Genomic DNA, 19690 nt, shown 5'->3' with positions numbered 1-19690 from the left:
CATTATTTTTGGCGTCATAACTGACGATGCGAACACCTAACACATTTGCCGTTAAACTGATTTTTAATTGTCTAAATTCTCTGTTAAACTAGAGGTAATATAAATTGCGGAGGCTTATCAATGACTGAATCAAAACGATTATTACTTATCGATGGCAATAGTGTGGCCTTTCGGGCTTTTTTCGCACTGTACACGGCATTGAATAGTATGACAAACGCAGACGGCTTGCACACCAATGCTATCTTTGGTTTTAACCGAATGCTGGATATTATGTTAGAAGATGTTAAGCCAAGTGATGCTTTAGTGGCTTTTGATGCCGGTAAAGTGACCTTTCGAACCAAGAAATACGCTGATTATAAAGGTGGTCGTTCAAAGACCCCACCAGAACTTTCTGAACAGATGCCAGTAATTCGTCAATTATTAGCCGCACGGGGCATCAAATCTTATGAATTAAAGAATTACGAAGCCGATGATATCATCGGAACTATGGCAAAGCAGGCTGAAGCAGCCGGTTTTGAGACAACTATCTTCACCGGGGACCGAGATTTGACTCAGTTAACTTCTGATAAGACCAGTGTTGCTGTGTCTAAAAAGGGTGTTACGGAAGTGGAAACTTACACGCCTGAACACGTTGAAGAAAAGCTGGGAGTTCGACCAGATCAGATTATTGAAATTAAAGGGCTGCAGGGCGATACTTCCGATAACTATCCGGGAGTGGCCGGCGTGGGCCCTAAGACTGCTGTTTCGTTGATTCAGAAGTACGGTACCATTGATGGTGTTTACGAAAACATTGACAAGATTACGGCCAAAAAAATGAAGGAACATTTGATTGAAGACAAAGAGTCTGCCTTTCAATCTCGTGATTTAGCGACTATTCGTCGGGATGCTCCGGTTGAGATCAAACTGAGCGACTTGACTTACAAGGGAGACCAGCAAGACGAACTGGTTAAGTTTTATCAGGAAATGAACTTTCAATCATACTTGAGTAAAATGAATACGGATGCTGGTGACGAGGACGTTCTGGGCTTAAAACCCGTCGAATTCACCGTTTTAACTGCCGATAATTTAAGTGAATTATCGCAGTTTAAAGACCACATTTCATTTTATCTCGAAATGCCAGATGCAAACTATCATACCTCGACCTTTGCAGGGTTCGTGATCGGTGAAAACGACAGCTGGTTTGTTAGCCGTGACGTCGACCTGTTAAAGCAGGCCCCGCTGAAAGACTTATTAACCAGTGACAAAGTTCAAAAGGATGTTTTCGACCTGAAGCGGACCTATGTTGGTTTAAATCGATTGGATGTTCATCTCAGCAACGTTGATTTTGATTTATTATTGGCTTCGTATTTACTCGATACTAATGAAAATAGTAACGACCTCGGCCGTTTAGCCTTTCAGCACGGTTACCACCAGATTCAGTCTGATGAAGAAGTTTATGGTAAAGGTGCTAAGCGTGCGATTCCAGATGATGATCAACTCTTTTTTGAACATCTAACTCGAAAGGGCATCACCATCGAATCATTAAAAAAATCGTTGTTTAAACAATTAGATGAAAACGAACAAACCGAGCTATATCGCGACTTAGAGTTGCCAATGGCCTACGTATTAGCGCATATGGAAATTGCGGGAATCATGGTGGATACGGACCGTTTGTCAGCGATGCAAAGCGAGTTCACTGAGTTATTGGCTCAAACTCAGCAGACCATTTTCCAAGAAGCTGGCGAAGAGTTTAATATTGGTTCTCCCAAACAATTACAGCACATTTTGTTCGAAAAATTAGGTTTGACCCCAATCAAAAAGACCAAAACCGGTTATTCAACCTCGGTTGACGTACTTGAAAAGTTAGCGGCTGAAGCACCAATCGTTGAAAATATTTTGAAGTACCGCCAAATTTCCAAGATTCAATCGACCTACGTTGAAGGGTTATTAAAAGTGGTTCACAGCACGGATCAAAAGGTACACACCCGTTATCTACAAACCTTGACCCAAACGGGACGCTTGTCTTCAGTAGATCCTAATCTGCAAAACATTCCTATCAGAACGGAAGAAGGGCGTCGGATTCGTCAGGCATTCATTCCAAGTCATAAGGGCTGGCAGATTTTTTCTTCTGATTATTCGCAAATTGAATTGCGGGTATTGGCCCACATTACGCATGATGAGAATTTGCAGGAGGCCTTCAAAGAGGGCGATGATATTCACGCATCAACCGCTCGTCGAATTTTCCATTTAGGTCCGGATGTTGAAATTGATCCGAATATGCGACGTCAAGCTAAAGCGGTGAACTTTGGTATTGTGTATGGAATCAGTGATTTTGGTTTATCACAAAACATTGGCATTACTCGTAAGCAAGCACGCCAGTTTATTGATACCTACTTTGAGGAGTATCCTGGTGTTAAGAAGTACATGACTGACATCGTGGCCTCAGCTAAGGATAAGGGGTACGTTGAAACGATTGCGCATCGCCGCCGGTACTTACCGGACATTAACGCCCGAAACTTTAATCAACGGTCATTTGCTGAACGAACAGCGATGAACACACCGATTCAAGGGAGTGCCGCTGATATCATCAAGATTGCCATGATCAAGATGGAGGATGCCATTAAAGACTTGCAGGCTACGATGCTGCTGCAGGTTCACGATGAATTGATCTTTGAGGCACCTGCCGAAGAGATTCCAACGTTGGAAAAATTAGTGCCAAGCGTCATGGATTCAGCCGTGAAACTGGAGATTCCGTTAAAGGTGGAATCCCATTATGGCAACACCTGGTACGAAGCAAAGTAATGATACAAGGAGGCACATCTGATGCCTGAATTACCCGAAGTTGAAACGGTTCGACGTGGCCTGACGCGATTAGTCGGCAACGCTAAAATAACGTCCGTTGATGTTTACTATGAAAAAATGGTCTCACCTGAGGCTGAACAATTTAAAAAAATGCTCGCCGGCAAAACGATTGAGCGTATCGACCGACGAGGAAAATATCTCTTATTCAGATTCAATGATGAGCTAACCATGGTGTCTCATCTGCGGATGGAGGGAAAGTACGACGTGCAACCTGCTGGTAACCCAATTACTAAGCATACGCACGTGGTCTTCCATCTAGACGATAACCGTGATTTAAGGTATACCGACACTCGTAAATTCGGCCGAATGCACTTGCTCAAGACTGGCGAAGAAACTGAGTTGGTTTCCGGTTTGAAAAAAATGGGACCGGAGCCCACGGCAGAAACGTTGACCGTGGATTATATGAAGCGGATTTTCAGCAAGAGCAAAAAGGCAATCAAGCCATTTTTACTCGATCAAAGCAACATTGCTGGTTTGGGCAATATTTACGTTGATGAAACGCTGTGGTTAAGCCGGATTCACCCTGAACAGCCTACCAACACGATTCCGGAGTTTCAGATTCGCCAACTGCGTGAAAACATCATCGTGGAAATTAAGCGTGCGATTGAAGGGCACGGGACTACCGTGCATTCCTTCTCTACCGCTTACGGTGAAGCTGGTGAATTCCAGAATCATTTGATGGTGTATGGTCGCAAAGGTGAGCCTTGTTTTCGGTGTGATACCCCAATTGAGAAAACAAAGGTTGCCCAACGTGGCACGCATTTTTGCCCAGACTGTCAGGTTTTACGTAAAGATCCCGGTGTGACCATGGTGCTTGGATTAACGGGTGGGATTGCCACAGGGAAATCAACTGTGAGCGAATTTTTCAAGGCCTATCAGATTCCGGTGATTGATGCTGATAAGGTTGCCCGAGAAGTTGTTGAACCGGGAACCAAGGGATTGAAAGAGATTCAAACTGCTTTTGGCTGGCAAATGATTCAGCCGGACGGTACTTTGGACCGGCATGCACTGGGGACCTTGGTATTCAGTCAACCAGAGAAGTTAGACCAGTTAAACAGGATTACTGGGCCGTTAATTAAAAAGGCTGTGGTGCGCAAACTACAAGGTTATCGACGACGTCAAGTGCCACTGGTGATTTATGATGCCCCCACACTTTTTGAAGCCCATGGTGCAGCTGGCATGAACGAAATCATGGTCGTCAACGTACCGGATCAAGTACAGCTTCAGCGATTAATGGCACGTGACCACTTGTCTAAGAAAGAAGCATTAGAACGAATCAACGCGCAGTTACCATTGGCTGAAAAGGTTAATCGGGCTGACGTGGTGATCGATAATAGTGATTCAGTTGATAAAACAAAAGCGCAAGTGGTAAGATGGCTGAATGAAGCCGGATTCGGCTCGTTAATAACAGATAAATCTAATTAGGTTAAAAAGTAAAATGTTGATTAAGGATAAGAGGTGAAACTATGCATTGTCCACATTGCCACCATAATGGTTCGCGGGTCGTTGATAGCCGTCCAACAGATGAAGGCCGTGTTATTAGACGCCGCCGTGAATGCGAAAATTGCGGCTTTCGTTTTACAACTTTTGAACGCATCGAAGCAACACCATTATTGGTGATTAAGAAAAACGGTACTCGTGAAGAATTCAATCGTGAAAAGATTTTACGGGGTATCATTCGCTCAGCAGAAAAACGGCCAGTTGGCATGGATGTCATGACCAAATTAGTTGATGAAGTTGAAAACGAAGTTCGTTCGCTGGGCGAAAACGAAGTATCCAGTCAATTGATTGGTGAATACGTGATGAAGCGTTTGGCAGACATTGACGAAATTTCCTATATTCGTTTCGCCAGTGTTTATCGCCAGTTTAAGGATATGAGTGTGTTCTTGGAAGAACTCAAAGATGTGATGAACAAAGATAAGAAAAAAGGGGCTTCCTCTGATAAAAAGAAATGAAACGGGGCTTAATCATGGCGGAGTCAGGGCAACCATTGATGCCAAAAACAGCTGTCGCAATTGTTACCACCACGCGACTTCAAGAAGAGCGGCGACGGGTATTGGACCTGCTGTACCAGCCCATTTTAGGTGTATCAGCCTACAGTCTCGCAACGGTGATGTGGCGACAAGTCTCCTTAACGGCAGATTTAAAAGTTGAAGTTACCCATACTGATTTATTAGCGTTGCTCAATATCAGTATGGTGACGCTTCAAGACTCGAGACAACGGTTGGAAGCTGCGGGACTATTACGGACGTTTGAAAATCAACCCGACCGGCTGCCAGAGTTGATTTATGAATTACAGCAGCCCGTCAGTGGTGAAATGTTCTTTAAAGACGATTTGCTCAGTTTACTGTTGCTGGAAGTCGTAGGTGAGCGGCAGTTTGAACGATTGCGGCAAGCCTTTTTGCCACGGCAGCTTAAACGGGATAAGTGGCACGAAATTTCCAAGTCGTTTTTGGACGTTTTTTCACTGGATAACCGCTTGATTGCGACACCGCCAAAGCTGATTGAAGCCACTAAAGCGGCCTTTGATCAAAAAGAAACGGTTGCAGAATCTGAGTTGCTTACAGCGCCAGACTTTGATTTTGGTCTGCTTTCTGAACTACTCAAACGCTCATACATTGACTTGAATGATTTGCGGCAATACCGGCAGCTAATTATTAACGAACACCTACTGTACGGTATTGATGAAACTGAAATGGCTCGCTACATAGGTGATGCTACTAATTTGGCCACCAACAAGCTAGATGCCAACCAGTTTAAACGTGCAATCGCGGCTGCCTATCAGGGTGAAACAACACCGGTGGTTTCAGCTCAAAAAACGGTGACTGCTCAAAAGACAAGTGAGAATCAGGAAGAAGCAGACCTGATTGCTACTGCCAAGCAGTATGAACCAATGGCCTTTCTGGCTCAGATTCGTCAGCAACAGGGTGGTTATGTCGCTAGTGGTGAGCAACGCATTGTGGAGCAAATCGCCAATAAACAGATTTTTTCCAGCGCCGTGATCAACATGCTGATTTACGAAGTTTTGATTGATTTAAATAATTCAACGATTACTCAGCGGCTCACTGATACTATCGCTAATCGTTGGGCGCAAGATGGTGTCAAAACGCCAGAAGACGCGCTAGCAAGTATTCGTAAGTTTAAGGCGGACCGGGCGAAACCCAAGACGACCCGTCGGCGAAGCGGTACCAAGAATATTAAAGAAACGTTACCAGACTGGGCGAAAAATGATTATCAGCCAAAGAAGAAAAAAACGTTGTCCAAGTCTGATCAAGATCAATTCAACGAGCAATTAAACAAGCTAAAAAAACTGCGGGATGGAGGTGATTAGTATGGAAAATATTAGTGAGTCTATGAAACGTTATATGGACCAACACCAGCTCAATGCTAATTACCAAAAACTAATGAATAGTGTGTATCAAGATACTGATGTTCAGGCCTTTCTAAAGGCAAACGCTGATCAATTGAATGCCGAACAGATCGACCGTTCATCAGCCAAATTATACGAGTATGTTAACGAACGCAATAAATTAGCAGCTGGTGAAACGACATTTGCCCCAGGATATGAACCTAAGCTGGTCTTAAATGACCACTTGGTGGAAGTGTCCTATCAACCGACTGATGCACAAAAAGCAAAGTTAAAGCAGGCCGCTCTAAAGCGAAGGGTCAACGCCATCATGATGCCAAAATTGATTAAGGATGCAACCTTCGATCACTTCATCAATGATGCCGACCGAACGCAGGCACTTCAAGCTGCAGTCGCCTTTATCGAGGCTTATTCGAAGGATTCGAAGCACTTCCATCAGGGACTTTACCTGTATGGCAGCTTTGGTGTGGGCAAGACTTATTTGCTGGGTGCCATTGCTAATCAACTAGCAGATATGGGGATTAAAACGACTCTCGTGCATTTTCCGAGTTTTGCCGTGGAAATGAAGAATGCCATTGCTAGCAATCAAGTAGCGGGTCGTTTGGATGATGTGAAGCAGGCTAAAATATTAATGATCGACGACATTGGTGCTGATGCAATGTCTGCCTGGGTGCGAGATGATATCCTCGGTGTGATTTTGGAATATCGGATGCAAAATGAATTACCAACGTTCTTTTCGTCTAATTTCTCGATGCAGCAGTTAGAAACCGAACACCTGGCAGAGACGCAGAAGGGTGACGTAGAGCCTTTAAAGGCCAAACGGTTAATGGAACGGATTCGCTTCTTGGCCCAAGAAATTCAGATGATTGGTGAGAATCGCCGGCAAAAATAGTGTTGACACTTATTTTTCAAAGTGGTTTAATGTGAATTGTAATCAAATTCAAAGAATTTTAAATGTTTGAAAGACAAGATTTAATTGAACTCTCCAAGAGAGAAGCACCACTTCTGGAAGTGCTTTGTGAGCGATATTAAGTTACCACTTTCTCGAATGTGCGGTGGATAATATCGCATCGGTTGTCCCGTTATCACTGAATGAAGGTTTGGCTCGCAGTATGAGTCAGATAAATTTCGGGTGGAACCGCGTAGAAACGTCCCGGTATGTACAGTAATGTGCATACCGGGATTTTTTATTTTCACGGTTCGGTGGTTTTCAGCATTTGAAGTGATGAATATAAGGAGAAGAGTAGAATGGCAGATATTACGATTGAATTCCCAGATGGTAAAAAGAAACAGTTTGATGCCGAAGCAACTACCAAAGACGTTGCTCAGTCCATTGCTATTAGTTTAGCTAAAAAGGCTGTTGCAGGTAAGTTAGACGGTAAATTGATTGATTTAAACGCTCCATTGAAGCACGATGGCAAGATTGAAATCGTCACAAAGGACAGCGAAGATGGTTTGGCAGTCTTACGTCAATCCGTTGCCTTATTAACTAAGGTTGCTTTAAAGGAAAGCTTCCCATCAATCCAATTTGGTGAAGAAGTCGGCGATGAAAACGGCTTTTACGTTGATACCGATAAGGAAGACGGTCAAGTCAGTGTTGATTCATTACCAGCCATTGCTGATAAAGTTCAAGCTTTCATCGACCAAAAATTAGCCATTAAGCATGTCCGTTTGAGTAAAGCTGACGCCTTGAAGAAACTTGAAGGCACTTCTTACGAAGCTAAGTTGGTTGAAGATAGTGATGAAGAAGAATTTCCATTTTACGAAATTGATGGCGTTTCTGTCTTAGCTAGCGGCGTAAGTTTCGCTAACACTGGCGACATCAAATTCTTCCGTCTATTATCAGTTGCTGGTGCTTACTTCGAAGGCAAGTCATCCAACCCAATGCTGCAACGGATTTATGGTACTGCATTCTACAAGCAAGCTGACCTTGATGCTGACTTACAAGCACGTCAAGAAGCCCGTGAACATGATCACCGTGTGATTGGTAATGACTTAGATTTGTTCTTCGTTGATCCTAAAGTTGGTGCTGGTTTACCATACTGGATGCCAAACGGTGCTACCATTCGTCGTACTATCGAACGTTACATCATCGACAAGGAAGTTGCTGACGGCTACAAGCACGTTTACACCCCAGTTTTAGCTAACCTTGACCTTTACAAGACTTCTGGTCACTGGGCTCATTACCGTGAAGACATGTTCCCACCAATGGACATGGGTGATGGTGAAATGCTTGAATTACGGCCAATGAACTGCCCAAGCCATATTCAAATTTATAACCACCACATTCGTTCATACCGTGAATTGCCATTACGGATCGCTGAACTGGGTATGATGCACCGTTACGAAAAATCAGGTGCCTTATCAGGATTACAACGTGTTCGTGAAATGACCTTGAACGATGGCCACACTTTCGTTGCCTTGGATCAAGTTCAAGACGAATTCAAGAAGATCTTGCGGTTGATCATGGATGTTTACAAGGACTTCAACATCAACGATTACAGTTTCCGTCTTTCATACCGTGACCCAGAGAACACTGAAAAGTACTTTGATGATGACGAAATGTGGAACCGTAGCCAAACCATGTTGAAGGGTGCCATGGATGACCTTGGCCTTGACTACTACGAAGCTGAAGGCGAAGCTGCTTTCTATGGTCCTAAGTTGGATATCCAAACTAAGACTGCTTTAGGCAACGACGAAACCATGTCAACCATTCAATTGGACTTCATGTTGCCAGACCGCTTCGATTTGAAGTACGTTGGTGCCGATGGTGAAGATCACCGTCCAGTTATGATTCACCGTGGGATCGTTGGTACCATGGAACGGTTCATCGCTTACTTGACTGAAATCTACAAGGGTGCTTTCCCAACTTGGTTGGCTCCTAAGCAAGTTAAGATTATTCCAGTTAGTGACGACAAGCATGGCGAATACGCTGAAAGCTTAAGCAAACAATTATTGGCTGCCGGCGTTCGTGCCGAAGTTGACCACCGTGGCGAAAAGATGAACTACTTGATCCGTGATGCGCAAACTCACAAGATTCCATATACGTTAGTTGTTGGTGATCAAGAAGTTGCTGATAAAGCCGTTAGTGTTCGTAAGTACGGTGAACAAGACAGCAAGTCTATGAGTGCTGATGATTTCGAAACTGAAATTTTGAAGGATATTGCTAATTACAGTAATAACTAGATTGTTAAAAGTGGCTTGACACACAAATTAAATAGGCTATACTTATTATTCGTGAGCTTAAAGCCAAGTGATTTGACTAATGTGTCGTGTCGTGGTATATTAGTGAAGTTGAAAAAATGTAAGTAGAAGCACCCGCTTCTCGCCTCGTGGTTAACGCTGCCTGGCTGATACGTAAATAAACCGAACCTGAGAATGGTTTGGATATTTAACGGGTGCGCATTGCGTACCCGTTATTTGTTTGGGTAAGACTTACGTTTCATTGTTTTCAAAATCACTCGGAGGTGAATGACCATAGCAAACGATATGATGGTTAACGAAGGAATCCGCGCTCGTGAAGTACGGTTGATCGGTAATAATGGCGAACAACTGGGCATTAAGAGTAAGCGAGATGCGCTTCAACTGGCTGAAGATGCGGACTTGGATCTTGTGTTGGTGGCAGCGAAAGCGAAGCCACCGGTTGCCCGGATCATGGATTACGGGAAGTATCGGTTCGAGATGCAAAAGAAGCAGCGTGAAGCTCGTAAGAAGCAAAAGGTCGTTAGCGTTAAGGAAGTTCGCTTAAGTCCATCAATTGATACGAACGATTTCAATACGAAACTTAAGAACGCTAAGAAGTTCTTGGGCAAGGGCGAAAAAGTTCGGGTTTCAATTCGGTTCAAAGGTCGGGCAATTACTCATAAAGATATTGGTCGCCAAGTTTTGAACCGGATGGCTGAAGAAACAAGCGATGTTGCAACCGTTGAACAACGCCCAAAGATGGACGGACGGAGCATGTTTTTGATGCTTGCACCAAAAAAAGAAGACTAGTTGTTTAGTATTTGAGGAGGATTTTCGATTATGCCAAAGATGAAGACAAACCGCGCCAGTGCCAAGCGTTTTAAGGTAACCGCTAAGGGCGGCATTAAGAGTGCGAATGCTTACACGAGTCACCGTTTCCACGGTAAGACTAAGAAGCAACGTCGTCAATTACGTGGGACTTCAATGATGAAATCAAACACGATTAAGAAAACTTATCGTCAATTACTGCAAAAGTAATTTCCTGAGTAGTTCAAATTAATCTGTTGAAACGATGATAACCGTAAGTATTAGTAGGAGGAATTCAATATGCCACGAGTAAAAGGTGGAACAGTAACACGCGCACGTCACAAAAAGATTCTTAAATTAGCTAAGGGTTACCGTGGTTCAAAGCACCGTTTGTTTAAGGTTGCTAAGGACCAAGTAATGAAGGGTCGCGAATACGCCTACCGTGATCGGAAGGCCAACAAGCGTAACTTCCGTCGTCTTTGGATTGCACGGATCAACGCTGCAGCCCGTTTAAACGGTTTAAGCTACAGCAAGATGATGTTTGGCTTGAAGCAAGCTAACGTTGAAGTTAACCGTAAGATGCTGGCTGACTTAGCTGTTAATGATGCTGATGCTTTCAAGGCATTAGCTGACGAAGCAAAAAAGGCATTATAATTTAAACCTAAACGAGGCTGGATGAAGACTTCCAACCTCGTTTTTGTTTGATTCGATAGAGATACGCCATAATCGTAGTAATGTCGGCTCAAATCTCGTATAATATAATCTCAGTATAGGATAAAGGAGTTAGTAAATGTTAGCGCAATTTACACCAACTTGGATGATCAACGCAACTTATGATATTAACCCTGAACAGCTGAAACAGTTGGGAATCAAAGTTGTCTTGACGGATCTTGATAATACCCTCATTGCATGGAATAATCCTTATGGGACAGAAGAACTCAGGGACTGGATGACTTCACTGGAACGTGAGAACATCCAGTTGGTGGTTGTGTCAAACAATTCTCACCGGCGGGTTAAAAAGGCGGTGGCAACTTTGCAGCTTCCCTTTATTTCACGTGCGCTTAAACCATTTTCGGGTGGTATTCGGCGGGCGATGCGTCAATACCATGTCGGTAAAAATGAAGTGGTAATGGTTGGCGATCAGTTACTGACGGATGTTGCTGCTGCCAACTTTAGCGGGATCCCTAGTATTTTGGTTAAACCAATTATTGAAAGCGATGCGTGGAACACTAAAATCAATCGGTTTTTCGAACGATTTGTGATGCACGCAATCCGTAAAAGACATCCAGAACTCAAGTTTCGAAAGGACTTAATCAATGAGTGAAACAAATAAAGATGAAGTATTAGTTGATGGAGAAGCCGTGTTTTGTATTGGCTGTGGTGCACAGATTCAGACTACAGATAAAACCAAGCCCGGTTACACGCCGCAATCAGCCCTAGATAAAGGGTTGGAGACCGGTGAATTATACTGTCAGCGTTGCTTTAGACTGCGACACTACAATGAAATCGTACCGGTTGGTTTGACGGATGATGACTTTTTACGTCTGTTAACACAAATTCGTGATGCCAACGCACTGATTGTTTACGTTGTCGATATTTTCGACTTCAATGGCTCGATTATTCCAGGATTGCACCGCTTTGTTGGTGATAATCCTGTGATGTTAGTAGGAAATAAAGAAGATCTGCTGCCAAGCTCTCTGCGACGTTCAAAACTGCGTGACTGGTTACGTCAACGTGCTAACGAACAGGGACTTCGACCGATTGATGTTTCTTTATTGTCAGCCAAGACGAATCAATCAGTTGACCAATTTTTAGATAAAGTTGAAAAACACCGTGACAACCGTGATGTTTACATCGTTGGTGTTACCAATGTTGGCAAGTCAACTTTGATCAATCAAATTATTCGGCGTAGTACCGGGGCTAAGGATGTCATTACCACGTCCCGTTTCCCTGGTACGACGCTAGATAAGATTGAGATTCCGCTGAATGATGACCACGTGTTAGTGGATACACCAGGAATCATCCATCCCTCACAGATGGCCCATTATTTGTCCGGTAAAGAATTAAAGATTGTGACACCACAAAAGCAAATCAAGCCGAAAGTTTATCAGTTAAATGATCAGCAAACCATTTTCTTAGCGGGTGTGGCACGTTTTGATTACGTTTCTGGACCTAAGCATGGCTTTACGGTATACGTAGAAAATAATTTGCCATTGCACCGAACAAAATTGGAGAATGCTGATAACTTTTACGATAAGCACGTTGGCGATTTGCTAACGCCACCCGAAAGTCCAGACAATGACCTGCCACCACTGGAGAGACACGAGTTTAAAATCACTGAAAAAAGTGATCTGGTGTTTGAAGGACTTGGTTGGATCACCGTTCCTGCTGGCGTAATCGTTGCTGGCTATGCGCCAAAGGGTGTCGGTGTTGTGGTTCGTCGGGCAATGATATAAGGAGAAATTAATTTGAAATTAAAAGGTAAACAAAAACGGTTTTTGCGTGCTCAGGCACACCATTTGAGCCCCATCTTTTCAGTTGGGAAAAACGGGCTTAACCAAACTTGGTTAGCCCAATTAGACGGTGCGCTACAGAAACGCGAGCTCATCAAGATCAACCTTCAGCAAAGTGCTGACGAAACAGTTGATGAAGTGCAAGCTTATATTGAAGCTAATACCCAAATCCAGGTTGTCCAAACCATTGGTCGGGTACTGGTTTTATTCCAGCCAGCATCTGAAGAGAAATATCAGGATCTTTCGTTAGAAGTAGCAAAATTAGCATAATCATTTTGAAATAAGGGGAAATCACGATGGTTAAGGTAGTTGAACAGACGAAGACTCAGGTTGTTGAACAGCTGGCAGCCACTATCAAGAAAAAAAGAATTGGTATTCTTGGTGGGACGTTCAATCCACCCCATATTGGGCATTTGATCATGGCGGACCAAGTCATGACGCAGTTAGGGCTTGATCGGGTTTTATTCATGCCAGACGCAAATCCGCCACATGTTGATCGAAAAGTAGCCATTGATGCTGCTGATCGCGTCAAGATGGTAGCGGACAGCATAGCAGGTAATCCCAATTTTGGCATTGAACTGGCTGAGGTTCAGCGGGGGGGTATCAGTTATACTTACGACACAATGTTGGAGTTGAAACGTAAGCACCCTGAGAATGAATATTACTTTATTGTTGGTGCTGACATGGTTGATTATTTGCCAAAATGGTACCGGATTGATGATTTAGTCAAACTGGTGCAGTTTGTTGGTGTCCGTCGCGAAAACTATCCGGTAACATCTAAGTATCCAGTTCTCTGGGTGGATATTCCCTTAATTGATATTAGTTCTTCAATGATTCGCAGCCGAGTCAGACAGGGACAGTCAATCAGATACTTTGTGAAGGATCCAGTAGCAAAGTACATTAAGGAGCGACAGTTATATCATGAATGAAGAAGTATCGTTTACTGGCCGTTACACTACTGATAGTCGTGACCAGTTATTGGCAAAAATTTCACAGCAGTTAAAGCCTGCTCGTTTTGCCCACGTTCAACGGGTGGAACAAACTGCAATCGAATTAGCAAAACAATATGGTGTCGAGGTTGAAAAGGCATCGATTGCTGGCTTAGTTCACGATTACGCTAAGCAACGTCCCGATGAGGATTTTATTGCCGCCATTCACCATTATCAGCTAGACCCTGATTTGGTGAACTGGAACAATGCGATTTGGCACGGTGTCGTTGGTGCTGAACTCATCAAGGCTGAACTGGGTATCGATGATGAAGACATTTTGAATGCCGTTCGTTATCATACAACCGGTAATCGGTACATGACCAAATTAGCACAAATTATTTATATGGCTGATTACATTGAACCAGCGCGGGATTTCGACGGGGTGGAAAAAGCACGACTGCTAACGTCACAAAGTCTGGAACTAGCGGTGGCCTACCAAACAAAACACACTTTGGTATACTTGTTAGAAAACAATCAACGAGTTTACCCGAAAACAATTGAAACGTATAACGCTTGGGTTCCCCAAAGCGGATTGAAAGATTAACGGAGGTACTTAATGAATAGTAAAGATATTTTAGAAGTTGCTGTTAAAGCTGCTTCAGATAAACGGGCGGAAGACATTGTCGCCTTAGACATGCAGAACGTTAGTCTGATTACAGACTACTTCATGATTACTGACGCCACCTCTGGCCGTCAAGTACAAGCAATCACTGACAACATTCAGGAAGCTTGCGAAAAAGCTGATATTCCGGTGAAGCGAATTGAGGGCCGCGATGCTGCTCGCTGGGTTTTGATCGACCTTGGTGACGTTATGGTCCACGTTTTCCAGAAGGACGAACGGGCTCACTATAATTTGGAAAAATTGTGGTCAGAAGCACCCTTCATTAACGTTGATGACTGGGTTGAAGCATGATTTATCAAACTTTCGCTAAGCTATACGACGAACTGTTTGACAGTGAGTTGTATCTTGAATGGCGTTCCTTTGTTGAACAGCAGGTAACTCATAAGCAGCAACCATTGCTGGAACTGGCTTGTGGTGCTGGCCGGCTGGCAGTATTGTTAGCGCAAGACGGTTACAACGTGAGCGGTTTTGATCTCTCGGATGAGATGTTGAGCTTGGCCGACCAGCATGCTCGCGAAGCAGACGTGACATTACCTTTAATTGAGGGAAACATGCTCGATTTGGGTGACTTGGACACGTATCACACAGTGACTTGTTTCGCGGATTCTCTGTGCTATTTACCGGACGAAGACTCATTAGCGACCACATTTGAACAAGTTGCACGTCATCTAGATGATGATGGGCAATTTTTGTTTGACGTGATCTCACCATATCAAACGGATCAGGTTTATCCTGGCTATATGTATAACTATCGTGATGCTGATCGCGCCTTTCTCTGGTCTAGTGAAATGGGAGAAGAACCACACTCAATTGATCATGATTTGACGTTCTTTACTTATAATGAAGCTAAGGACGCTTATGATGAAGTGGCAGAGTTACATCACGAACGGACCTATGATTTATCGACGTATCAACGGTTACTTAAAGTTGCTGGTTTTAAACAGGTTCAGGTGAGTGCTGACTTTGGGAAGTCTGAGGTTCAGGCTGATACAACCCGTTGGTTCTTTATTTGCAGTAAGTAAAGTTAACGGCTTGATCTGACGGAGGTGACATGATGGCCAATATTTTGGGAATTGTAGCTGAATACAACCCGTTTCATAACGGTCATGCCTACCAATTACGACAAGCCAAGGCGCAGTCTCAGGCTGATGTCACAGTAGTTGTGATGAGCGGAAACTGGGTACAGCGGGGTGAACCGGCTCTGATCGACAAGTGGCAGCGAGCCAAACTAACACTACTTGGTGGCGTTGATTTAGTGATTGAGCTGCCGTTTCAATTTGCTGTCCAACCCGCTCATTTATTTGCTCGGGGTGCCGTTCAACTGTTATCAGCGCTGGGGTGTACAACACTTGCTTTTGGCGCCGAACATCCTGACTTGGATTTTGAAACCTTGGTTGCTCATCAGCCAACGAACGCTAACAGTCACTTTAAACAATTTGACGAAACTTATCCCACACTGTTTAATGATTATTTACAGGCGCAGACGGGTATGAATTTACGCGCTTCAAATGATATCTTGGGGTTTAGCTACGTCGCTGCTAATCGTCAATTGGCACAGCCACTTGAAATCCTGCCAATCCAAAGGCGGGGGAGTGCCCATCAGGAGACGCAAGTTGATCCTGAGGCGACGGTTGCTAGTGGGGCGGCGATTCGAGGTGCGGTCCAAACCGGTGACTGGTCGTTAGTTTCTCGGATGGTACCAACTGCGACATTAACTGCACTTCGAAACAATCAGCAGATAACATGGGACGAATATTGGCCGTATTTGCGTTATCAGTTGCTCTCAAGATCGCTTGCTGATTTGCATGACATTTATCAAATGAGTGAGGGTATTGAATACCGACTTAAACAAGCCGCATTAACTAGTGCCAGTTTTAGTGATTTTTTGCGTGCGGCTAAGACCAAGCGGTTTACGTATGCGCGACTGCAACGGTTGTGTGTCTACATTCTGTTACAGATCAATCGGGTGGAACTGCCAACTGGGGTCAGATATGCCCGCGTACTGGGTTTTAACAGTCAAGGGCAACAATACCTGAGTCAAGTTAAAAAACGCTCTAAAATACCCTTAATATCACGTGCGACGGATGATTGGATCAATGGTCCGTACCGACTTGACTATCAAGCGGGTCTAATCCGTCAAATGCTAACCGGGGTAGATCAAGATCGGTTACAGCATGCTGTTATCGTTTAGTTTCACTGTCCGTTTTGAATAAATTCAGCTTTTTAAGGTAACTATGATGTTGTTTGCAACGTGTCATGTAAATTCCCTTGACATCGTCACAACCCATAGTTATAATAATAAAGTTGCGTTAGGAGGATACTGAATTGAAGTTGTCGTTATCCGAGTTACAAAAAGAGTACCGACACGAACCACTCAAATTCGATGAGGCCCTGGATTTAAAAGCAGATCTGATGGAACGTTATCCTGATGAAGTGCTTGACGTAACACCAGTTCACATCAATGGGATGGTTAGTGTTGAAGATGGTGGAGACGTGTTGTTTTATGCGCACGTTTCGGCTACGCTGACGGTACCGTCGACACGTTCACTTGCGCCAGTTGAGTTACCTACCGATTTTAATGTTACTGAGTTTTATGTTGCTTCTCAGGCAGCTTTAACTCGTTACGAAAAAACCGACGTGGTTCTCGTGGTGGAGGATGACGTGATTGATGTTGACAAAGCCATTGCTGACAATCTGTTATTACAGATTCCGATGCAGGTACTGACGAAGGCTGAACAATCTGAAGATGAGTTACCTGAAGGTCAAGACTGGCAGGTAACCATTGAGGGTGAAGCTGAAGAATCAGATTCTAAAACTGTTGATCCACGTCTTGCTAAGTTAAAAAACTTTTTTAATGATTCATCGAAAGATGATGAACAGTAGGACTTAAAAATCTTTCACTAGTGGATAATTTTAAATTTAAGGAGGTGTTTCCATTGGCTGTACCAGCACGTAAGACTTCTAAGACGAAGAAACGTATGCGTCGAGGAAACATTAAGTTGCAAGTACCTAATTTGAGTGCTTGCCCAAACTGTGGTGAATTACGTAAATCACACGTTGTTTGCCCAAGCTGCGGCTTCTATGATGGTCGTCAGGTTGTTAAGACTAACAACTAGTTAATTAAAAAAGAAGCATCCAAGAGAACCGCGGTCTCTGGATGCTTCTTTTTTTACTTTCTGTTGATTGAGTCGGGAAGAAATTGCCGTCTGATGCTGTTTGCGTTAGTCGTTAGAAAAGAATATCGGAGAATGCGTGTAACTGCGCCTGAGGCAATTATGACGCTCTGAACTGGTGTCTATAAGCGATGAGTGATTGATTCAGTTAGTGAATGGAAAAAAAGAACCAGAGATAATCAATCTCCAGTTCTTTTTTAAGTTCACTTAAATTGAAATGATTTATCCCTTAGTAAAGTCAACAACCATCCGGCCAGTGATCTTACCAGCTTTCATTTCATCGATGATATCATTGATCTCACTTAAACGACGAGTCTGAACGATTGGGTGAACCAAGCCTTCAGCACCGAATTGGAAGGTTTCAGCTAAGTCTTGACGGGTACCAACGAGTGAACCAGCCACCTGGATACCATCCAAAACTGTCTTAGCAATGTTTAATTCCATGTTACCTTGTGGAAGGGCAACAGCGACTAAACGACCATCTGGACGAAGCGCGTTTACGGATTGCGTAAATGCTGCATCGTTAACGGCTGTAACTTGGGCATTGTGAACACCGCCGACTTGTTTTTGAATTTCTTCAGAAACGTTTTGTGTCTTACGGTTGATTAAAATATCAGCGCCCATTTCTTTAGCAGCCTTTAATTTGTCAGGGTTACCATCAACGGCAACAACGTGTGCGCCAAAGACGTGCTTAGCATATTGGATAGCTAAGTTACCTAAACCACCAGCACCAACAACTTCAACCCATTGACCTGGCTTAGTTTCGCCGACTTTTAAAGCTTTGTACATGGTAACACCGGCACAAGTTAAACTAGTGGCTTCAACGGGATCCAAACCTTCTGGGACTTTAACAGCGTAGTTAGCATCAACAATCACTTGTTGTGCCATGGCGCCGTCAACAGTGAAACCAGAGTTTTGAACGTTGCGGCAAAGTGTTTCGCGGCCAGTCAAACAATATTCACAGTGGCCACAGCCTTTGAAGAACCAAGCGATAGATACACGATCGCCGACTTTTAAGTTCTCAACACCTTCGCCAAGTTTAGAAACGATCCCAACACCTTCGTGACCAATGATCCGGCCAGGAACTTTGCCAAAATCACCAGCAGCAACGTGAAGGTCAGTGTGGCATAAGCCACAATATTCAACGTCAACTAAGGCTTCACCATAGTTCAAGGGACGAAGTGTAACATCTTTAATATCTACATATCCATCAACTGGGTCGCGTACAACAGCAGCTTTCATTTTTACAATTACCTCTTTCGTATGTGTGTATGTTTTCACAATGTAATTTAAACACACAGTTCCAAAAAGTTCAAGTGATTTTTTGAGCAATTACAAATGTTTGCAAAAATAATAGGGAATTAAGAAAACTTGGATTACCGGTATTATGGTGATTTATTGGGTTGTTTATAAATTTAATTGATGATAATAATTTTTTCACTAAGTCTATCTGACGATAATTTTTTTCACAGCATCAGAATAAATTCGCCAAATTTTAATTTATATAGTAAGATGGAAAAGTAATTTGATTGACAGTATGGTACACTATTAGCGATGTGCCAGAAGTTTTTCTAAACGTAAATAAGAAAATTTTAAGTAAGAGGAGTTCATTAAAAATGAGTCGAATTTTAATTATTGAAGATGAAAAGAACTTAGCCCGTTTCGTGGAGCTAGAATTAAAGCATGAGGGTTATGATACTGAAGTGCAGTTTAACGGCCGCACGGGTTTAGACGCTGCGTTAGCTGAAGATTTTGATGTGATACTCCTTGATTTGATGTTGCCTGAACTTAATGGGATTGACGTTGCTCGCCGAATTCGTGAAGTTAAGAGTACGCCCATTATCATGATGACAGCACGTGATTCCGTCATTGACCGTGTTTCTGGTTTTGATCATGGTGCTGACGATTATATCGTTAAACCATTTGCAATCGAAGAATTGCTGGCACGTGTTCGGGCTTTACTTCGTCGTATTCATATTGAAAGTGAACAAAAAGACTTTAAGCAGACGACAGTAACTTATAAAGACTTAACCATTGAAAAGGAAAACCGGGTCGTTCGTCGTGGCGACGAGGTCATTAATTTGACTAAGCGTGAATACGAACTGCTATTGACCTTAATGGAAAACGTAAACGTTGTCCTTGCTCGTGACGTTCTCTTAAACAAAGTTTGGGGCTATGAATCAGAAGTTGAGACT

21 protein-coding genes, 1 pseudogene and 1 other annotated feature are annotated in these 19690 nt (G+C 43.3%); of the genes and pseudogenes, 21 read left to right on the top strand and 1 reads right to left on the bottom strand.

The annotated features are described in order from the left end of the window. Positions 1 to 120 precede the first annotated feature (120 nt). The 20 genes and pseudogenes from polA (at position 121) to rpmF (ending at position 17438) form a co-directional block, all read left to right on the top strand. Positions 121 to 2781, top strand: coding sequence for a DNA polymerase I (gene polA, locus AC6H04_RS03235; RefSeq protein WP_497570326.1), 2661 nt, complete (start codon positions 121 to 123; stop codon positions 2779 to 2781). Between the two features lie 21 nt (positions 2782 to 2802). Next, a pseudogene (mutM, locus tag AC6H04_RS03230) lies at positions 2803 to 3612 on the top strand (DNA-formamidopyrimidine glycosylase); the annotation flags it as partial. Positions 3613 to 3648: 36 nt separating this feature from the next. Beyond that, complete coding sequence (gene coaE / locus AC6H04_RS03225; RefSeq protein ID WP_497570365.1) at positions 3649 to 4266, top strand: dephospho-CoA kinase; 618 nt, start codon at positions 3649 to 3651, stop codon at positions 4264 to 4266. A gap of 41 nt (positions 4267 to 4307) precedes the next feature. Beyond that, on the top strand, positions 4308 to 4796 hold the full coding sequence (gene nrdR, locus AC6H04_RS03220) for a transcriptional regulator NrdR (RefSeq protein WP_098824092.1): 489 nt from the start codon (positions 4308 to 4310) through the stop codon (positions 4794 to 4796). Between the two features lie 14 nt (positions 4797 to 4810). Beyond that, positions 4811 to 6172: a DnaD domain protein gene (locus tag AC6H04_RS03215; RefSeq protein WP_497570325.1), complete on the top strand. Its 1362-nt coding sequence runs from the start codon at positions 4811 to 4813 to the stop codon at positions 6170 to 6172. Position 6173: 1 nt separating this feature from the next. Further along, a complete protein-coding gene (gene dnaI / locus AC6H04_RS03210; RefSeq protein ID WP_497570324.1) occupies positions 6174 to 7100 on the top strand; it encodes a primosomal protein DnaI in 927 nt (308 codons plus the stop codon). Between the two features lie 356 nt (positions 7101 to 7456). Then, entirely contained in the window at positions 7457 to 9394 is a 1938-nt protein-coding gene (gene thrS / locus AC6H04_RS03205; RefSeq protein WP_497570323.1) for a threonine--tRNA ligase, read from the top strand. Between the two features lie 114 nt (positions 9395 to 9508). Next, positions 9509 to 9639 (top strand) — a sequence feature (ribosomal protein L20 leader region). 58 nt (positions 9640 to 9697) lie between these two features. Next, a complete protein-coding gene (gene infC, locus AC6H04_RS03200; protein ID WP_203648758.1) occupies positions 9698 to 10201 on the top strand; it encodes a translation initiation factor IF-3 in 504 nt (167 codons plus the stop codon). A gap of 30 nt (positions 10202 to 10231) precedes the next feature. Next, positions 10232 to 10429, top strand: a complete 198-nt coding sequence (gene rpmI / locus AC6H04_RS03195; RefSeq protein ID WP_054654993.1) for a 50S ribosomal protein L35 — start codon at positions 10232 to 10234, stop codon at positions 10427 to 10429. Between the two features lie 69 nt (positions 10430 to 10498). Further along, positions 10499 to 10852: a 50S ribosomal protein L20 gene (gene rplT, locus AC6H04_RS03190; protein WP_098824097.1), complete on the top strand. Its 354-nt coding sequence runs from the start codon at positions 10499 to 10501 to the stop codon at positions 10850 to 10852. 136 nt (positions 10853 to 10988) lie between these two features. Continuing rightward, on the top strand, positions 10989 to 11522 hold the full coding sequence (locus tag AC6H04_RS03185) for a YqeG family HAD IIIA-type phosphatase (RefSeq protein ID WP_497570322.1): 534 nt from the start codon (positions 10989 to 10991) through the stop codon (positions 11520 to 11522). Beyond that, a complete protein-coding gene (yqeH, locus tag AC6H04_RS03180; RefSeq protein ID WP_497570321.1) occupies positions 11515 to 12654 on the top strand; it encodes a ribosome biogenesis GTPase YqeH in 1140 nt (379 codons plus the stop codon). The genes AC6H04_RS03185 and yqeH overlap by 8 nt, the downstream gene beginning before the upstream one ends. Positions 12655 to 12666: 12 nt before the next feature. Next, positions 12667 to 12981, top strand: coding sequence for a ribosome assembly RNA-binding protein YhbY (gene yhbY / locus AC6H04_RS03175; protein ID WP_497570320.1), 315 nt, complete (start codon positions 12667 to 12669; stop codon positions 12979 to 12981). Positions 12982 to 13007: 26 nt separating this feature from the next. Continuing rightward, on the top strand, positions 13008 to 13640 hold the full coding sequence (locus tag AC6H04_RS03170) for a nicotinate-nucleotide adenylyltransferase (protein WP_497570319.1): 633 nt from the start codon (positions 13008 to 13010) through the stop codon (positions 13638 to 13640). Then, positions 13633 to 14244: a bis(5'-nucleosyl)-tetraphosphatase (symmetrical) YqeK gene (gene yqeK, locus AC6H04_RS03165; protein ID WP_497570318.1), complete on the top strand. Its 612-nt coding sequence runs from the start codon at positions 13633 to 13635 to the stop codon at positions 14242 to 14244. Before AC6H04_RS03170 ends, yqeK begins: the two co-directional genes overlap by 8 nt. Positions 14245 to 14256: 12 nt before the next feature. Further along, the gene (gene rsfS, locus AC6H04_RS03160; protein WP_497570317.1) at positions 14257 to 14613 is read left to right on the top strand and encodes a ribosome silencing factor; all 357 of its coding nucleotides are present in this window, start codon (positions 14257 to 14259) and stop codon (positions 14611 to 14613) included. Next, complete coding sequence (locus AC6H04_RS03155) at positions 14610 to 15344, top strand: class I SAM-dependent DNA methyltransferase (RefSeq protein WP_497570316.1); 735 nt, start codon at positions 14610 to 14612, stop codon at positions 15342 to 15344. The genes rsfS and AC6H04_RS03155 overlap by 4 nt, the downstream gene beginning before the upstream one ends. 32 nt (positions 15345 to 15376) lie before the next feature. Next, positions 15377 to 16513: a nucleotidyltransferase gene (locus AC6H04_RS03150; RefSeq protein WP_497570315.1), complete on the top strand. Its 1137-nt coding sequence runs from the start codon at positions 15377 to 15379 to the stop codon at positions 16511 to 16513. Positions 16514 to 16647: 134 nt separating this feature from the next. Continuing rightward, on the top strand, positions 16648 to 17205 hold the full coding sequence (locus tag AC6H04_RS03145; RefSeq protein ID WP_497570314.1) for a DUF177 domain-containing protein: 558 nt from the start codon (positions 16648 to 16650) through the stop codon (positions 17203 to 17205). Positions 17206 to 17258: 53 nt separating this feature from the next. After that, complete coding sequence (gene rpmF, locus AC6H04_RS03140) at positions 17259 to 17438, top strand: 50S ribosomal protein L32 (RefSeq protein WP_497570313.1); 180 nt, start codon at positions 17259 to 17261, stop codon at positions 17436 to 17438. Positions 17439 to 17717: 279 nt separating this feature from the next. Here rpmF and adhP read toward each other — a convergent pair whose 3' ends face one another. After that, positions 17718 to 18737, bottom strand: coding sequence for an alcohol dehydrogenase AdhP (gene adhP, locus AC6H04_RS03135; protein WP_497570312.1), 1020 nt, complete (start codon positions 18735 to 18737; stop codon positions 17718 to 17720). 374 nt (positions 18738 to 19111) lie between these two features. Between adhP and AC6H04_RS03130 the strand changes: the two genes are divergently transcribed. Further along, positions 19112 to 19690: response regulator transcription factor (locus AC6H04_RS03130; protein WP_497570311.1), on the top strand; the 579-nt coding region annotated here is incomplete at its 3' end.

It is taken from the genome of Secundilactobacillus sp. MJ173 (genome assembly GCF_059704265.1).
This window is presented reverse-complemented; position numbering and strand designations above follow the sequence as displayed.

Excerpts from the sequence above, each read along its gene's own strand:
- AC6H04_RS03215 (WP_497570325.1), top strand. The coding sequence starts at position 4,811 with ATGGCGGAGTCAGGGCAACCATTGATGCCAAAAACAGCTGTCGCAATT.
- AC6H04_RS03185 (WP_497570322.1), top strand. The coding sequence starts at position 10,989 with ATGTTAGCGCAATTTACACCAACTTGGATGATCAACGCAACTTATGAT.
- AC6H04_RS03155 (WP_497570316.1), top strand. The coding sequence starts at position 14,610 with ATGATTTATCAAACTTTCGCTAAGCTATACGACGAACTGTTTGACAGT.
- rsfS (WP_497570317.1), top strand. The coding sequence starts at position 14,257 with ATGAATAGTAAAGATATTTTAGAAGTTGCTGTTAAAGCTGCTTCAGAT.
- coaE (WP_497570365.1), top strand. The coding sequence starts at position 3,649 with ATGGTGCTTGGATTAACGGGTGGGATTGCCACAGGGAAATCAACTGTG.
- nrdR (WP_098824092.1), top strand. The coding sequence starts at position 4,308 with ATGCATTGTCCACATTGCCACCATAATGGTTCGCGGGTCGTTGATAGC.
- rplT (WP_098824097.1), top strand. The coding sequence starts at position 10,499 with ATGCCACGAGTAAAAGGTGGAACAGTAACACGCGCACGTCACAAAAAG.
- adhP (WP_497570312.1), bottom strand. The coding sequence starts at position 18,737 with ATGAAAGCTGCTGTTGTACGCGACCCAGTTGATGGATATGTAGATATT.
- thrS (WP_497570323.1), top strand. The coding sequence starts at position 7,457 with ATGGCAGATATTACGATTGAATTCCCAGATGGTAAAAAGAAACAGTTT.
- AC6H04_RS03170 (WP_497570319.1), top strand. The coding sequence starts at position 13,008 with ATGGTTAAGGTAGTTGAACAGACGAAGACTCAGGTTGTTGAACAGCTG.
- dnaI (WP_497570324.1), top strand. The coding sequence starts at position 6,174 with ATGGAAAATATTAGTGAGTCTATGAAACGTTATATGGACCAACACCAG.
- infC (WP_203648758.1), top strand. The coding sequence starts at position 9,698 with ATGATGGTTAACGAAGGAATCCGCGCTCGTGAAGTACGGTTGATCGGT.
- rpmI (WP_054654993.1), top strand. The coding sequence starts at position 10,232 with ATGCCAAAGATGAAGACAAACCGCGCCAGTGCCAAGCGTTTTAAGGTA.
- yqeH (WP_497570321.1), top strand. The coding sequence starts at position 11,515 with ATGAGTGAAACAAATAAAGATGAAGTATTAGTTGATGGAGAAGCCGTG.
- AC6H04_RS03150 (WP_497570315.1), top strand. The coding sequence starts at position 15,377 with ATGGCCAATATTTTGGGAATTGTAGCTGAATACAACCCGTTTCATAAC.
- polA (WP_497570326.1), top strand. The coding sequence starts at position 121 with ATGACTGAATCAAAACGATTATTACTTATCGATGGCAATAGTGTGGCC.
- yqeK (WP_497570318.1), top strand. The coding sequence starts at position 13,633 with ATGAATGAAGAAGTATCGTTTACTGGCCGTTACACTACTGATAGTCGT.